At 70.7% G+C, this 15,348-nt stretch carries 16 protein-coding genes; 8 read left to right on the plus strand and 8 right to left on the minus strand.

All coding sequences use genetic code 11. The features are described 5' to 3' along the window. Nucleotides 1–91 precede the first annotated feature (91 nt). Complete coding sequence (locus ABZX11_RS28845) at nucleotides 92–1,411, minus strand: EAL domain-containing protein (protein ID WP_354918611.1); 1,320 nt, start codon at nucleotides 1,409–1,411, stop codon at nucleotides 92–94. A 197-nt stretch (nucleotides 1,412–1,608) separates the two neighbouring features. Here ABZX11_RS28845 and ABZX11_RS28850 point away from each other — a divergent pair, with 197 nt between their 5' ends. From ABZX11_RS28850 to ABZX11_RS28860, 3 genes are all read left to right on the plus strand, one after another. Next, nucleotides 1,609–2,100, plus strand: coding sequence for a helix-turn-helix transcriptional regulator (locus tag ABZX11_RS28850; protein ID WP_354918614.1), 492 nt, complete (start codon nucleotides 1,609–1,611; stop codon nucleotides 2,098–2,100). Between the two features lie 90 nt (nucleotides 2,101–2,190). Beyond that, complete coding sequence (locus ABZX11_RS28855) at nucleotides 2,191–2,622, plus strand: hypothetical protein (RefSeq protein ID WP_354918617.1); 432 nt, start codon at nucleotides 2,191–2,193, stop codon at nucleotides 2,620–2,622. Continuing rightward, nucleotides 2,619–2,840: a hypothetical protein gene (locus ABZX11_RS28860; RefSeq protein WP_354918620.1), complete on the plus strand. Its 222-nt coding sequence runs from the start codon at nucleotides 2,619–2,621 to the stop codon at nucleotides 2,838–2,840. Before ABZX11_RS28855 ends, ABZX11_RS28860 begins: the two co-directional genes overlap by 4 nt. Before the next feature lie 128 nt (nucleotides 2,841–2,968). Here ABZX11_RS28860 and ABZX11_RS28865 read toward each other — a convergent pair whose 3' ends face one another. Continuing rightward, nucleotides 2,969–3,319, minus strand: coding sequence for a hypothetical protein (locus ABZX11_RS28865; RefSeq protein WP_176170690.1), 351 nt, complete (start codon nucleotides 3,317–3,319; stop codon nucleotides 2,969–2,971). A 76-nt stretch (nucleotides 3,320–3,395) separates the two neighbouring features. Between ABZX11_RS28865 and ABZX11_RS28870 the strand changes: the two genes are divergently transcribed. Then, nucleotides 3,396–6,647 (plus strand): CHAT domain-containing protein, encoded by a 3,252-nt coding sequence (locus tag ABZX11_RS28870; protein ID WP_354918623.1) that lies wholly within the window; start codon nucleotides 3,396–3,398, stop codon nucleotides 6,645–6,647. Nucleotides 6,648–6,824: 177 nt separating this feature from the next. On the opposite strand, the gene ABZX11_RS28875 is transcribed toward ABZX11_RS28870, so the two are convergent. Beyond that, nucleotides 6,825–7,451 (minus strand): fasciclin domain-containing protein, encoded by a 627-nt coding sequence (locus ABZX11_RS28875; protein WP_354918827.1) that lies wholly within the window; start codon nucleotides 7,449–7,451, stop codon nucleotides 6,825–6,827. A gap of 254 nt (nucleotides 7,452–7,705) precedes the next feature. Between ABZX11_RS28875 and ABZX11_RS28880 the strand changes: the two genes are divergently transcribed. From ABZX11_RS28880 to ABZX11_RS28895, 4 genes are all read left to right on the plus strand, one after another. After that, on the plus strand, nucleotides 7,706–8,137 hold the full coding sequence (locus tag ABZX11_RS28880) for an ATP-binding protein (protein WP_354918626.1): 432 nt from the start codon (nucleotides 7,706–7,708) through the stop codon (nucleotides 8,135–8,137). Between the two features lie 374 nt (nucleotides 8,138–8,511). Further along, nucleotides 8,512–9,507 carry a ferritin-like domain-containing protein gene (locus ABZX11_RS28885; protein WP_354918629.1) on the plus strand — a complete coding sequence of 332 codons (996 nt, stop codon included), beginning with the start codon at nucleotides 8,512–8,514 and terminating at the stop codon, nucleotides 9,505–9,507. 378 nt (nucleotides 9,508–9,885) lie between these two features. Next, entirely contained in the window at nucleotides 9,886–10,227 is a 342-nt protein-coding gene (locus ABZX11_RS28890) for a hypothetical protein (protein ID WP_176170694.1), read from the plus strand. A 251-nt stretch (nucleotides 10,228–10,478) separates the two neighbouring features. Next, the gene (locus ABZX11_RS28895; RefSeq protein ID WP_354918632.1) at nucleotides 10,479–10,847 is read left to right on the plus strand and encodes a hypothetical protein; all 369 of its coding nucleotides are present in this window, start codon (nucleotides 10,479–10,481) and stop codon (nucleotides 10,845–10,847) included. 312 nt (nucleotides 10,848–11,159) lie between these two features. On the opposite strand, the gene ABZX11_RS28900 is transcribed toward ABZX11_RS28895, so the two are convergent. The 5 genes from ABZX11_RS28900 to ABZX11_RS28920 form a co-directional block, all read right to left on the minus strand. Next, the gene (locus ABZX11_RS28900) at nucleotides 11,160–11,963 is read right to left on the minus strand and encodes an alpha/beta hydrolase (protein ID WP_354918635.1); all 804 of its coding nucleotides are present in this window, start codon (nucleotides 11,961–11,963) and stop codon (nucleotides 11,160–11,162) included. A 92-nt stretch (nucleotides 11,964–12,055) separates the two neighbouring features. After that, a complete protein-coding gene (locus ABZX11_RS28905; protein WP_354918638.1) occupies nucleotides 12,056–12,454 on the minus strand; it encodes a hypothetical protein in 399 nt (132 codons plus the stop codon). 11 nt (nucleotides 12,455–12,465) lie between these two features. After that, a complete protein-coding gene (locus ABZX11_RS28910) occupies nucleotides 12,466–13,059 on the minus strand; it encodes a hypothetical protein (protein ID WP_354918641.1) in 594 nt (197 codons plus the stop codon). A 253-nt stretch (nucleotides 13,060–13,312) separates the two neighbouring features. Further along, nucleotides 13,313–14,653: a HAMP domain-containing sensor histidine kinase gene (locus tag ABZX11_RS28915; RefSeq protein WP_354918644.1), complete on the minus strand. Its 1,341-nt coding sequence runs from the start codon at nucleotides 14,651–14,653 to the stop codon at nucleotides 13,313–13,315. 8 nt (nucleotides 14,654–14,661) lie between these two features. Further along, nucleotides 14,662–15,339: a response regulator transcription factor gene (locus tag ABZX11_RS28920; protein WP_176170700.1), complete on the minus strand. Its 678-nt coding sequence runs from the start codon at nucleotides 15,337–15,339 to the stop codon at nucleotides 14,662–14,664. Between the last annotated feature and the right edge of the window lie 9 nt (nucleotides 15,340–15,348).

Genomic DNA, 15,348 nt, shown 5'->3' on the forward strand with positions numbered 1-15,348 from the left:
TGGCCTGCTTCGCCCGACACCGGCTCGGTGACTCCGCTTCCGCGATGCCGAGCGAGGAGAACTCGTGCGCGAGACCCGTCGATCCGGGAACTCACCCGATCGGGAAGTTCCGGCCCACCCAGGTCTCCGCTTCCGCCGCGGTCGAGTAGGTGGGCAGGTAGGGCCCCGCGGCGACAACGACCCCGATGCCGTACAACAGCTCCGCGTGCTCTTCGGACAGCACACCGCGGGCACCGACCTTGATCCCCAGCTCCTCGGCCCGCTCGACCACCTGCCGGATGGTGCGCACGGCCTGCTCCGGCGGTTCGTCGACCTCCAGTGCGTCGATGATCGCTCCGGTGAGCATCACCCCGGGGGCCGGCACGTTCAGGGCAGGCAGCAGCTCGAGCTCGGACAGCCCGGTGATGTGGACGACGAACACGACACCGGCCCGGGCCAGCTCGTCGAGTGAGCCGAGCAGGTCGCCGCGGTCGTCCAGCAGTGAAGGCACGTCCGTGCACAGCACGAGGTGCCGGTGCTGCAGCTCGTTGCGGTCGAGCTCCCGCCCGACGATGCGGACGAGGTCTTCGTCGATCGCCATCCGCCGGGGCAGGGTGAGGCACACCGTCGGCGCGGCGGCCCCGAACCTGCCGCGCCAGTGACCGGCGGTGCGCAGGGCCTCGGCCAGCAGATGACGCCCCAGCGCCCCGGTCATGCCGGTGGCCTCGGCGAGCGGGAAGAACTGCTCGGACCGCAGCTGCCCGAACTCGGGGTGACGCCACCGCAGCGCCGCGTTGAGGGAGGTGATGATCTCGGCGTCCGGCAACACGACGTGCGGCCGGTAGACGACCTCCAGCTGCCCGGACTCCAGGGCACCGGCGATGCCGCACGCCAAGCGGTACCTCGCGGCGTCCGCGCGCCCCGCCACCGGGTCGAACAGCACCCACCGGGTCCGGCCGAGCTCTCTCGCCCGGCGCAGCGCGATCTGCGCCGACCGGATCACCTCGGCCGGTGGTGGCGGACCCGTGCCGGCGAGGAAGACACCCACACTCGCGCTGATCCCGACGCCTATCCCGTCCACATAGGACGGCCGGCCGAGGGCGGCGATCACCGACTCCGCCCGTTCTCCCACCGTTGCCGCATCGTGTTCGCCCGGCAGCACCACGGCGAACACGTCACCCGGCAGCAGCGCAAGAACCCTTCGAACGTCGCCGAAGAGCGTCTCGATCGTCCGCGCCGCCGCGGCGAGCACCTCGTCCGCGGCGTCGAACCCGAGCGCCTCGCGCACCACCGCGAATTCGTCGAGCCCGACGAGCAGCACCGCGACCCGGCCGCCGCCCGCGGCGGACAGCATCCGCGCCAGCTCGGCTTCGAGCACCCCCCGGCCGGGCAGTCCGGTCACCGCGTCCGCAGCGGCGGAACTGTCGGCCACTCGTCGGCCACCTCCTCGTGCGGTGCGGTGCCCGGTGATGGCGTCGCACCCGGTTCGGGACCGGCACAATCTACGGGGTCGGCCGGTCGGCGTGCCACCCGCACGCCACCCTTCGCTCGGCGTCGAAGCACGGTCCGGGCGAAGCTAGTCTGTCGGTGTGCGCGGCGGCAGCGGCCGCTCGACAGGGAGGAGCGACGGTGCAGCTGGATGCCGGCGCCTACCAGAGGATGCTCGGCGATGAGCTCCGCCGGTTGCGGGAGGAGCGCGGGCTCACCCGGCGCGACCTCAATCTCCGCCTGCGCAGCGAACTGTCGTTGCAGACCCTGGCGACCTACGAACTCGGCACCCGGCAGTGCTCGGTCGTCCGCCTGGTGGAGCTGTGCTTGGCCTTGGGCGAAGCTCCCGACGCGCTGCTCGCCCGGGTCGGACAGCGGTACTTCGGCACGTTCGGCGCCGGCGAGTCCGACGGCGTCCGGGTCGACCTGCACAGTGTCGTCCGGACCCAGCACCAGGACCTCGCCCCGTTCCGGCGTTGGGCCGAGGGCAAGCTCGCCGAAACCGGCGCGAACGGTACCGCGCACGAGATCCACCTCGACCCGGCAGCGCTCGAGCAGCTCGCGGAACTCTGCGAGACCACGACGGCGAACCTGCTCAGCCGGATCCGGTCACTGTCCGACCCGGCGCGCTGACCGCGGCCACCCGCACGTTTCCGGCGCAACGGCCGTGGGCACATCCTGCCTGCACCGGGCTTCAGCAGAGAGGCCCTCCAGGAGGTCAACGTGTCATCGTCCGTCCTGACCGCGACCGGACGCGAGAGGGCCGAACCATCGCTCGCGGCTTTCGAGCGCTTCGTCCGGGTACACCACGTCACGGTGTTCCGGCTGACGGTGTGCCTGCTCGGCGACCGGGTGGCGGCCGAGGAAGTCACCGAACAGGTGTTCGTCGAGCTCTCGCGCCGGCACGATCGTGAGCCGAGCACGGCGACCCTCCTTCTCGGTTCCGTCGAACGATGCCTCGACCGGGCGGCGCCGACCCCGCTGCTCAAAGCACTTCGCCGCATCGAGGGAGCCGACCGGACCGGCTGGCTCCTGCACGACGTCCTCCGGTTCCCCACCGCCCGGGTCGCCGAACTGCTGACGCAGTCCGAACCGGAATCCCTGACCCGCCTCCACCGGACACGACTCGCCCTGAGCAGCCGGCTTGCGCCGTGACCACCCGGAGCGACGGCCGAGCCGACCGGTGCGGCCACGACCCGATCCGTTCCTGGGACGACCGCGAGGGGCCCGGGGAGCGCTGCTCACGCTGCGCGGCGCTCCGGGCCGAAGTGGAGAAGCTGCGCCGCTGCCTGGACCTGATCGCCGCTTCGGAAGCCCGGCCGGCTGCCGACCTGGACGGCCGGATCATGGCCCGGATTCGCGGCACGGAGTGAAAAGCCGGCGGAGTCGTGGCGCAGCTGCAGCCGCGGGCTCCGCCTCGGCGGATCGGCAGACTCCTGACGCGCCAGGGCACCGTCCCCACTGCTGCGCGAGTGCTTTCGCCAGTCCCAGAAGAAGCCGCTCAGCTAAGGCGCTTCATCTCCGAACCGGTCACCTGGCAACGCGGCACCGGCCCGGCGGGGACCGGCCGTTCCTCGCGCGCACAGTGGCCGTGCGGACAGCCGAAGAGTTCCTCGTGTGCCCGGCCGGCGCCGGCGCCGGGCAGTCCGTGGTGCAGCGAACGGTGCCCGGTGGCCGGGTCGATGTCGAAGTACCGCTTGAGCAGGCCGGAAATCGGCCTGCCCTCGGCCGCCGCCCGCTCGATCCGGGCCAGCTGCCCGTGCTTCGTCTCGTCGAGCCGCGCGATCTCGGCACGCAGATTCGGCAGATCGAGGCAGAACTGCGCCAGCACCTGCCGTTCGGCGTCATCCATCCGGTTTCTCCCAGCTCGGTTTCCGCTGCCTGGATCATATGGCGGCCGACGACCCGGTTGGGTACGGTGTCAGCCGGTGGCATCTGACGAGGCGCTGGCTCGGCTGTCCGAGCGACTGGCCGACTTCCGGCGATCGGGCCGGTCGGAGGTGTTGTTCGCGAAGGCGACCACCGACGACGCGGACGAGGTGGCCTCGATCGCCTCGTCCGGCACGGACGACCGTCGGACGACGGCGTGCGCGGTGCTCGGCCGGCTGCATTTCTTCCGCGCCACCGCTGCGGCCGACGCAGCCAAGCACGCGGAACTGGCCAGGGCACTGACCTATCTCGCACCCCTGGCCGGCGATCCGGCCCTGCTGCCCGATCCGCTGCGCTCACTGCTCGGCCCGACAGCCAGCGCGACCGCCCAGGATCGGGTCGGGACCGACCTGCTGCGTGCCGCCTTCCGCACCCCCGACCCGTACCTGGCCGGCGCCGGAATCGCGTTGCTGGCGGCCGCGGTCGCCGCGACCGCCGATGACGATCCCCGTGCCGGCGCGCGGATGGCGATGCTCATCGTGGGCCACCAGTGGCGTCACCAACGCACCCACCGTGCCGACGATCTGGAGCGGGCCATCGAAACGGGGGAACGCGCGCTGCGCGTCCTCCGGGCGGATCACCCGGAGTTCGCCGGAATCCTGTCGAACCTCGGATCGGCCCATCGAGCCCGGTACACGCGAACCGGCGCACTGCCCGACCTGACCCGATCGATCGAGCTCACCGCGACCGCGCTGGCCGCGCACTCCGCCGACGACCCGAGGCGCGCGGCGTGCTTGTCCAATCTCGCCGACGGCTATCGCGACCGGTCGTTCCGGACCGGTGACCTCGCCGATCTGGCCGCCGCGGTCGACTGCGCCGAGCAGGCGCTGGCCTGCACCCCGGCCGGCCACCCCGACCACGCCGGCTACCTGGCCCGAGTCGGCGCGGTCTACTTCCGCCGGTACGAGCGCCTCGGCGACGTGGCCGATCTGCGGCGGGCGATCGAGTCCGAGGAACGGGCGCGCACGGCGGACCCGGACCTGCACCGGCCGCCGACCGACCTGTGCGTGCTGTACCGCGAGCGGTACCAGCGGTTCGGCAAGGTCGCCGACCTGCACCGGGCGATCGAGTCGGGCGAGCAGGCCTTGGCGATGCTGCCCGGGGACGACGTGCGCCGGGCCGTGCCGGCCTCCATGCTCAACCTGGCCTGCCGTCACCTGTACGAGGCCACGGAAGACCTGGCCCACCTGCGGCGCGCGATCGGCTACGGCCGGCTGGCGGTCGCGACGTACGAGACCGGTTCGCTGGACCAGGCGAGCGCGCTGGGCAACCTCAGCCCCGCGCTGCAACGACTCTACGCGCACACCGGCCTGCTGTCGGACCTCCAGCAGGCCATCGACGTGGACGAGGAGGCGCTCGGGTTGCTGCCCGACGGTCATCCGGTGCGGGTCACGTCGCTGTCCAACCTCTGCGTCGCCTACCGGAGCCGGGCGGATCACACCGAGGCGGCGGCCGATCGGACGTACGCCATCGAACTGGGTGAGCAGGCGCTGGCCGCCATCCCGGCCGAAGATCCGACCCGAGGCGTCACCATCCGGATGGTGAGCGCCGCGTATCGGGAGCGCTTCGAACACCACGGCGAGATCGCCGACCTGGACCGGGCCATCGAACTCGCCCACCTGGCGCTGGACACACTGCCCGCCGACCGCCCCGACCGGTATCGCTACCTGTCCGAGCTCAACATCGTCTACCAGCGCCGGTCCCGGCATTCCGGCGACGCGGCCGACATGCGACGCGGTATCGAATTGCAGGAACAGGCACTCGCGTGCCTCTCACCCGGCCACCCCGACCTGGCACTGGTGGCCGCGAACCTCGGCCAGGCGCACCACCAGTTCGCCACCACCACGGGTCGTCCGCTGGACGAGGGCCGCCTCGGCCCGCTCATCGACGCGGTCGCCGGCTCGGCCGCCACGGCGTCGACGACGCAGCAGGTGCGCTCGTACCACGTGGCCGGCCGGCTGGCGACGGTGCTCGGCGACCACGTCCGCGCCGCGGCACTGCTGGACTCGGCCGCCTCACTGTTGCCGTCGGTCCCGCCGCCCGGCGCGAACTGGCGGGACCGCGAGTACCGGATCGGCCGGTACACGGGGCTGGTGCGGGAAGCAATCGCCGCGTACTGCGCGATCGACGATCCCGAGGGCGCCGTCGAAGTGGCAGAACTGAGCCGCGGCATCCTGCTCGCCGCCGAACTCGACGTTGCCGCCGAAACCCCTGCCCCGCCGGCGTTTCCTGAGCTGCGGGCGGCGGCGGCCGACGGCGTGGTGGTCCTGGTCAACACGGACCTCCGCCGGGGTGGCGCAATCATCGTCACCGCCGGCGGCGATCCGATCCTCGTCGACCTGCCCGATCTCGGCGGTGCCGAGCTGCACCGGCAGATCCAGGAGCTCATCGACGTCAACCAGCAAAGCGGGTTCGCCGCCGCACTGCGCCGGCGGCGTGTCATCCCGGAGATCACCGGCTGGCTGTGGGACGTCGCGGTCGCCCCGATCCTGGCCGCCCTGCCGGCCACCTCCCGTGTGTGGTGGATGCCGACCGATCTGCTCAGCCTGCTCCCCTGGCACGCCGCCGGGCATCCGGGCGAACCGGGCGCACTGGACGCCGTGGTCTCTTCCTATACCGCGACCCTGCGCACACTGACCCACGCCCGGTCCCGCCCACCGACGACCGGACGCAGGCAGCTGACCGTGGCCGTCCCCGATGCCCCGGGCTCGGCGCCGCTGCCGGCCACCGCCGAGGAAGCCGAACAGCTCCACGCCGCCCACCCCGGCCTGCCGCTGCTGGCCGGCGAGCACGCCACGACCGACGCCGTCCTCGCCGCCCTGCGCGAATCGACGTGGGCGCATTTCGCGTGTCACGCGGACGCCGACCTGCTCGTGCCCTCCCGCAGTGGAATCCGGCTGCACGACGGGATCCTGTCGCTGTCCGCGATCAGCCGGCTGCGGCTGGCCGACGCCGAACTGGCGTACCTGTCCGCCTGTTCGACCGCGAACCCGGGCATCAACCAGGCCGACGAATCACTGCACCTCGCGTCGGCCTTCCAGCTGGCCGGCTTTCGCCACGTCATCGCCACCCTGTGGCCGATCGCCGACAACATGGCGGCCACCGCCGCACGCGAGATCTACCGGCACCTCGACGGAACGCCACCAGCCGGCAACACCGCTCTCGCGGTCCGGCGGGCCACGCTCGACCTGCGCGCCGAGTACCCGGCACGCCCGGACCTGTGGGCGTCGCTGATCCACAACGGACCCTGACCCGCTCCGCATGGAGCGCTTGCCGTCGCTGGACGACTTCGGCGTCGCGTCGAACGGTGGCCATCCCGCCGTCCCGGTCGGCGGCTCCGTAGCTCTCGGACCTGGAGCGCGTCGAGGTCGAGTCGGAGTACCGGGCCGTCCGCAGGGGAACGATGTTCCGCGGCCCGGAAGCCGGTGCTACTTCGCGCTTCCCGGCGTCAGCAGCTTGTCGATGACGAAAACCGTGGCGTTCTCGGTGGGGATGTTGCCGCACAGGATCTTCGCGCCGTTGATCGTCATCGTTTCACCGAAACCTTCGATCTTCAGCGGGCCACCGGCCGTGTCGAGGGTCGTCGCCGTGCCCGCGGTCGAGAGGCCTTTGGCGTCGTACCGCCGGCCGATAACGTGGTAACGCAGGGTCCGCGCCAGCTCGGTGGACTCGGCCTCGCCGAGGGTGTCGAAAGCCGGGTCAGCCGGCGCGAACACCGTGATGCCGTGAGGGCTGTTGAGCGTGTCGGCCAGGTTGGCGGCCGCGATGGCCGCGGTCAGTTCGGTCAGCAGCGAGTTGCCCGAGACAGCCGTCGCGGCCGGCTGCGAGCTCATCGAGTCCAGCGAGCCCGGCGGCAACTGCGGACAGGCCGGCCCGAACACGTCAGCTCTGGTGGTCACCCCGTCCGGCGTACCGGTCGCGCCGGCGATGCTCGGCGACGGCGCAGCTATCGGCCGGCCCGGGCCGGCCGAACCGGAGCCGGCTCCGTTGCCGCACGCGCTGAGCGTGAGTGCGGCGGCGGCCAGGCCGATGCCGGTGAAGCGGACCTTGGTCACGGAAACTCCTGATCGAGTGGAAACGAGTTCGCAGCGGGCCGGTCGGATCTGGTCAGTGGTCAGGCCCCGGATGCGATCACTTACGCCGAGTTCGCGGCCGCGATCCGTCCGGGTGGGTCGAACCCCGCGCTCAACCCGATCGGGCGAAGACCGTTCAAAAGTGACCGCGGCCCGCCGACGACGCAGACCAATCCGGGAGGACAACCGGATCGAATCCGAATCGGGCGAACGTCGCGGGAGAGGTCGGTTCGGCAGTGGATTTCGACGAGGAACTGGCGCGGCTCACTCGCGAGCCGGCCGGAGCGGCCGGTACCAGGGTCTCCCTGTGCGGTCTGCCGGATCTGCGTGAGGTCCGGTCGCGGGTCGCCGAGTCGTTGACGTTCGGTGCGTGCCCCGATGGCCGGTTCGGCGGAGTCATGCTCGTGATCGACGAATTGGTCGGCAACGCGTACCGACACGCCACCGCGGTCCGCGAGCTGCAGGTCGCCCGCGCCGGGGAGCACCTGCTCGTCGAAGTGAGCGACCACGATCCGGACGTCGCGGCGGTGCGCGCCGGCCATCCGGGCTCCGGCCGGTACGGCCTGCGGCTGGTGGGCCAGCTGTCCCTCGACTGGGGTGTGCGGCTCGACCGCGCCGGAAAGGTGGTCTGGGCGCTGGTGCCGCTCCAGGGCTTCCCCGCAACCTGACAGACGCCCCGGCCTTCACGCGACTCCGGTTCGGTCACCCGCTAGGGACGTGTCCCTCCATCTCGCCCTTTCGAGTTCGGATTAACCGTCAGTCGCGATTCAACACGGCAACCGTAGTCGGATCGGGTGCAGATAGCAGGTCCGCTTTCACCCCAAAGTTTCTCCTACCGTCAAGTAGCGGTAGCCGACCGTAATTTGCCGTCATCGGCCGAAGGTGCGCACCCGCCGAATCCGCAAGCCGGTTCGGGGTCGACCCATCCACGCGGCGGGCGGCCCCGAACGGGAAGTGTCCACGAAGGATCCATCCCGGCGCCGGAGCCTGGCGGCGGGTGACGCCCGCCGTCTCCGCGCGCGGGCGGGGAGGAGATTCGTCCGTGTTTGGCAAGCGCTATGCCGCTTCGATGATCAACCGGAGCGCCGGGAACGACCAGGACCGCCGCCGGTTCCTCAAGGCGGCCGGGATGACCGGCCTCGGCGTCGTCGGCGCCGGAGCCCTCGGCGGCCTCACCGCAGGCCCCGCAGCCGCGGCCACCGCCCGGCCCGCCGCGGCGGCTGCTTCCGGCGAGGTCAGCGACGGGGCAGTCCTCAACTTCGCCCTCAACCTCGAATACCTCGAAGCCGAGTTCTACTTGCACGCCGTCACCGGCAACGGCCTTGCCGACTCCATGACCACCGGCACCGGCACCCGCGGCGGCGTCACCGGCGGCCGCGCGGTCAAGTTCAAGACCAAGGCCGCCCGCCAGTACGCCCAGGAGATCGCCGGCGACGAGAAAGCCCACGTCCAGTTCCTGCGCACCGCACTCGGCTCGGCCGCGGTCAGCCGCCCCGCGATCGACCTGCAGGCCAGCTTCACCGCCGCCGCCCAAGCCGCCGGCCTGGTCAAACCCGGACACAGCTTCGACGCCTTCGCCTGCGAAGAGAACTTCCTGCTCGCCGCGTTCCTCTTCGAAGACGTCGGCGTCACCGCCTACAAGGGCGCCGCCCCGCTGATCGCCAACAAGACCTACCTCGAAGCCGCCGCCGGGATCCTCGCCGTGGAGGCCTACCACGCCGGCAACATCCGCAGCGCCCTCTACCAGCACACCGACGGCATCCGCGGCCTCGGCCTGCTCGGCCGCGACCTGCGCGAAGCGAGCGTCAAGCTGTCCAACGCCCGCGACAGCCTCGACGGCCCGGCCGACGACGACCAGGGCGTCATCGACAGCCGCGGCAACGCCAACATCGTCCCGACCGACGCCAACGGCATCGCCTACAGCCGCTCCCCCGGCCAGGTCCTCAACATCGTGTACCTGACCGACAAGGCCGCCACCTCCGGCGGGTTCTTCCCCAAGGGCGTCAACGGCGAGGTGAACACCAGCGCCGCCAACTGACCGGAGCCGGGTGCCGGCCCACCGTCGGGGCGGTCCGGCACCCCCTCCACTTCGCTCGCGAAAGGGCGCATTCCGCGGTCGCAGGCAACGCAACAGGAATCGCACCCTGTGGTTCGTCCCGGCTCGTGCTTCCGATCCTGGAATCGTTCTTTCCGTGCGCATACGCGCCCGCCGCGCACCAACAGGACGGACGAAGACATCGCCTGCAAGGCCCGTTTTCCAGGGCTCCCGCGCTCTTTGTAAGATGGCCCCCTGTCCAAAAGCGGAGCCGCACCCGGAAGGGTCGCGTGCACTCGGCAGTCTCCGAGCGTCCGCTTTTCTCGAACGCAACAGCGCATAAGAGCCGGGTACGGCCGTCCACTCTCGCGAACTGGAGAAATGAACACCGAAATCGCCGTCGCGCCACTCGGCGCGGCTTACACGCCACACCTGGTCTGCACCGCCGGCGACCGTCTGATCCACCCGGCGGACGGCCGCAACCACCTCGCCAGGATCGTAATGCGCTGGGCCCGCGCTTGGGTTCCCGAGACCTGGGCCGCCCGCAAGTACTTCGCGGCCTTGGGCATCGGTGACGACGAAGACCCCCGCTACCGCGACGAAGACGTCATCGGGTGGCACCTGCTGCAACCACGACCGGAAACCCTCGCGTGGCGAGTGCGGTCGGGCGAAATCGACGTGACCACCGCCCTCACGGCCGAAGCCGAGGCGTGGCCCGGATAGCGTGCGCTCACCAAAGAACCCACTACCACGCGAGCGACCGTCGGACCCACAACTGAACGGTGTCGGCATCGGGAAAACGGGAAATAACCCGATCGGGGTTGATCCGCCTCAGTCATCACATCCCGTAAACCACACAATGGTGGGATCAAGTGGTATCAACTCGCCGGGTTCAGTATATGTTTTTCCTACGGGACGGAACCACACACCAACTGCCGTCCCGTTCTCCGATATCGTTGACCGAGGAGCAAGTCATGCTGAAGAAGATCGGGTTCGTCGTGGCCGCAGCAGCCGCCGGCGCCTTCCTGGCCGGCGGCGTCGCCGCGGCCGGTACCCCGGACGAGCACCACCACCACGCTCACTACTACGCCGATCACGACTTCACCGGGCAGGTCGGACTGGTGAACCTGAACAACACGGACGTGCTGCACAACGTCAACGGCACGGTGGGCGCGTGCGGTAACGACGTCAACGTGCTCGGTGTCCAGGTGCCGATCCGCAACTCGCTCAACGGCATCGGCGTGCCGATCCTGTCGCCGGGCTCGCACGAGGCCAGCAGCGAGTCGGCCTACAACTGCGCCTCGGGCGAGCTGTCCGACGGCGGCACGAGCCAGGGCAACTGATCCAGCACCGGAGCCGTCCGTTTACACGGTAACCGGCTCCGAGTTCTCGAGGCGCCGTCCGACGGTGCGTTGCGTTTCCCGAATGTGGAGTGAGCGGCACACTCCGGCTCCGCATTCCGGATACGCTGCACCGCCGGACGGCGCCGCTTCGAGTGGGCCCGGTCACGACACCGGAAAACACCGGCCCCACCCGCCTGATTTTTGCTTTCGAAGGTCTCCTGGGCCCGGCAGCGTCAAGCCGGACCCGGCGACGGAGAACCAGGCTTCCTGCCGTTCGTCAGCTCACCTCCGCAAGGCCACCTGAGCGGCGGCTCAGCCGTCGGCGCGCCTGAAGTTCGCGACCTCGCGGACGGCCGCGGCGACGGCCGGGGCATCCTTCTTCAGAATTGCGCCGTGGTTGCTCGCGACCTTCGCGCTCACCTCGATGTTCGGGTTACGGGAGGTCACCCCGTCAAGACTGGTGCGGAGCCGTTCCTGCTCGTCGCCCTTGCTTCCGAACGACGTCCCCGAAGCCACCACGTACCGCACCGGGACGGTGATGCCGTCCAGCACCGGCCCCAGCTCGCGCTCGCGCGATAGCACCCCCAGCTCGATGTTGCTCTCGGCCTGCTGCGCCGCGCTCATCCGCGGGGTCAACCCGGTCGGGCGCAGCAATGGCATGACCAGGTTCAGGCGCTTGAACAGCTTCCGGATGCGCCGCTCCATCGCCTCGTCGAGCCAGTCGTAGGGGTACGCACCATCCACCAGGACCGCTCCGATCGCCCGTTCCGGGTTCCGCTCGGCCCAGTGCGCCGCGACGACCGCCCCGTAGGACCAGCCGACCAGGAGCGCTCGCTCGGCACCCCGAGCCGCGAGCACGGCGTCGACGTCTCGGACGGCGGCTTCGAAGGAGTAGTCCGCCGAACGCTTCGACTTGCCGCGGGCGCGCTCGTCGAAGGTGATGTGCCGGAACTCGCCGAGCTCGGCGAGGACGCGGCGCCAGTAGCCCTGAGTGGCGAACTGGCCGTTGCAGTAGAGCACCGGGATACCGGGGCCACCGGTGTCGGTGACGGCGAGAGCGGTGTCTTCGACCGGCAGCATGCCGGTCCACGCCGAGGAAGCGCTGGTGTTCGTCATGCCGCCACTGTCGGCGGCCCGCCTGACACGCCCCTGACTCCAAACTGACACAAACAGCGTCAGACACCCGGAGCGATCGGACGGCTACGCCGTCAGGCTCCGAGTTCGCCGATCGACACGGCGAGACCGGCGTCGCGCGGGCAACGCCACAGCGCTCGGCCGTCGTCGAGCACGACGACCATGGGATGCCGGTGGGACCGGTCGAGGCAGCGGGGCCAGGTGAAACTGCGCCCGTCGGTGAAGACGTTTTCCACCACGAGGTCCTGGGTGAAGCCGGCCAGGGTGCTCAGCCGTTCGGCTGGCGCGGCAGCCTCGTCGAAGGCGAGGACACCGATCCGCTCGCCGTCGATGCGCAGCCAAGCCAAGAGCCGGGGATCCCCCGCGATGCGGTGGGGATCCCCGGCTTCGACATGCAGGCCGGCGGCGAGGAGGTCGTGCCGGATCGGCCGGAACTCCTCGACGACGTACTCGTTCTCGTCCGCGGTCTGCATGCGTGAAGGCCTCAGATGTCGTACTTGCAGGTCAGGTAAGCGTAGCCACCCTCGGACGGGTGAGCCGCGGAGTGCCACACGAACAGGAACGACACGGTCGCCCCGTCCGGCATGGTGTAAGTGCCGCCGCCGACCTTCTGGAACTTGCGAGGCAGCGGGCCGTGGAAGTTGTAGTTCCACGGTTCGGTGTGCGGCGCGTACACATTGGCCTGCCGGTTGTTCGCGTAGATCTGGGCCGACAGCACCACCACACCGAACCGGGAGTTCGCCGAAGCCAGCTTGACCACCCAGGGAATCCCGTGCGCCGCCGACGACTGCACGGTGATGTTCGCGACGCCGTTCGACGGGAAGGTCCCGTGGCAAGCCGGATACGCAGCCGCCGCCGCGACAGACGGCTGCGGGGTGGCCGTGCTGTCGAGGGCTTCGGTCAGCCGTCGGCCTTCCGGGCTGTCCAAAGTGCCGCCGCCGGCGGGCGCGCCCGCGTCGGCCCAGGCGTGCAGCAGGTCCTGAACGTCGCCGGCCGGCGCGGCCCCGGCCGGGACCGTGGCCAGCACCAGCCCGCAGGCCGTGGCGAAAGCCGTTACGAGGACGCGAAAAGAACGCATAGGTGAATCCCCAGTGGTAGTTCGTGTTCGGAAAACCGAGCCTAGGCGCGAACAAGGCCCGGATGGCGTTAACGCTTCGTCGGGACCGGCAGGGTATCCGTCAAGAAATCATCAACGGGCGTAAAGCCATCAGGCCGACGTTGCCGGCCACTGGCCGTACGAGCTGTTCGTCAACGGCTTCCGCGTCGGCGCCTTCGAATTGACGTCCGGTTTCACCGGCTACCCGAAGTGCGCCAACGAGGAAAGCCGCGGGTCAACCTGGCAACTCGACCACAACCAGCGCACCCCGACCATCGCCGGGTTCGTCGAATCGTGCACGCCCGCCGTGTGCGGCCGCGATGTCCGCGACGATCGCCAGGCCGAGTCCCGAACCCGGCAGCGACCGAGCCTCGGGCGCCCGCCAGAACCGCTCGAACGCGACCTCCCGGTGGTCCGGCGGGATCCCGGGACCCAGGTCGGCGACGGCGATCCGGCCGGGGGTCGAACGCACCGTGATCACCGACCCCGCGGGTGAGAACTTGATCGCGTTGTCGAGCAGGTTGAGCACCATCCGCTCGAGCGCGCCCGCGTCGCCACGCACCCGCCACTCGGCGCTTTCGACGTCGAACTCGTGGTCCCGGGCACGACTCGAAGCCCTCCGGACCGCCTGCCGGACCACGGCCGGCATCGTGACGTCGGCGTGCTCCAGCTCGTGCTCGTCGCGGGCGAGCACCACCAGCTCGGTGACGAGGTCGCCCAGCTCCTCCGCCTGCACCTGCAACCGGTCCAGCGTCCGGGCGCGCTGTTCGTCGGCCAGCGGGCGGCCGGTGTGCTCGCTGCGGGCGAGCAGGTGGATGTTGGTCCGGAGACTGGTCAACGGCGTGCGCAGCTCGTGGGCTGCGTCGCTCACCAGCGCTCGCTGGCGACGGCGCGATTCGGCGAGCGCACCGGTCATGGCCGCGAACGCCCGCCCCATGCGACCCACTTCGTCGCGGCCGGACACCGCGACCGGGATGTCGAGGTCCTGGGTGCGGGCGATCTCCTCGGCAGCGCCGGTCAACCGCGCCATCGGCTCGAGGGTCCGGCGGGTCAACACCAAACCCGCCGCGGCCGCGAGCGCCGCTCCCAGCACCGACACCACGACCAGGACGTTGCGCAACCCGCTCAGCGTGCTCTCGACGTCCGCGAGGCTGCGCGAGATGACCAGGACGTTCCCGTCACCGACCGGGCCGAGCAGGACCCGCACCGGCGTGCCGGACTCCGTGTAGCCGTCCCGCAGCGCCACCGCACGGGTCGCGCGGTCCGCCGGATCGAGGACGACGGCGTCGACACCCGGCGGCGTGCAGGCCGCGCCGTCGGCCTTGATCAGCTGGACGCCTTCGAGGAACCGCTGGAGCGGACGGCTGCCGTTGACCGCCCGGCACAGGCCGGCCCAGTCCGGCTTCGGCAGGGCCGGGTCCTGCGCACCGGGTGGCGGCCAGCCGCCGAGCAGCGTCTCGTCCAGCTGCGCACGCAGGTTGTGCTGGGTGGACACGTAGGTGACGGTGCTGATCGACGCGATCGCGAACGCGACGATGGCCGCGGTGATCAGCGCGACGCGGCTGCGCAGCAGCATCCGGGGCCTCACGGTGCCCGCAGCACGAACCCGACACCGCGGACGGTGTGCAGCAGCCGGCTCGCCCCGCCCGCTTCCGTCTTGCGCCGCAGGTAGCTGACATAGACGTCGAGGTTGTTGGTACGGCTCGCTTCCCCGCTCCACACCGCCTGCCGCAGCTGATGCTTGGTGAGCACCTTGCCCGGCGCGTCGAGGAACACGGAGAGCAGGTCGAACTCAGTCGGTGTGAGGTCCACCCGCCGCCCGCCGCGGGTGACCTCACGGGTGCCGGGATCGAGCTCGAGGTCGCCGATGCGGCGGACCTCCGGCACGGAACGGCGGCCACGGTTCTGCTTCAGCAGCGCGCGGACCCGGGCGAGCAGCTCCTCGAGCGCGAACGGCTTGACGAGGTAGTCGTCGGCCCCGGAGTCGAGGCCGGTGACCCGGTCGCCGAGCGCGTCGCGCGCGGTGAGCATCAGCACCGGCAGCCGCTCCCCCGCCGCCCGCAGCCGGCGGCAGGTCTCCAGCCCGTCGACCTCGGGCATCATCACGTCGAGGATGACCAGGTCGGGTTTCGCCTCGCCGGCCAAGACCGCCAGCGCCGTCGTCCCGCAGGTCGCCGTCCCGACGTCGTAGCCCTCGAACTCCAGACTCCTCTGCAAGCTCTCCCGCACGTCGGGGTCGTCATCCACCACCAGCAGTCGCACCGGCCAGAG

This window comes from Amycolatopsis sp. NPDC004169 (assembly GCF_040610315.1).
In the GTDB taxonomy this organism is placed as follows: Bacteria; Actinomycetota; Actinomycetes; order Mycobacteriales; family Pseudonocardiaceae; genus Amycolatopsis.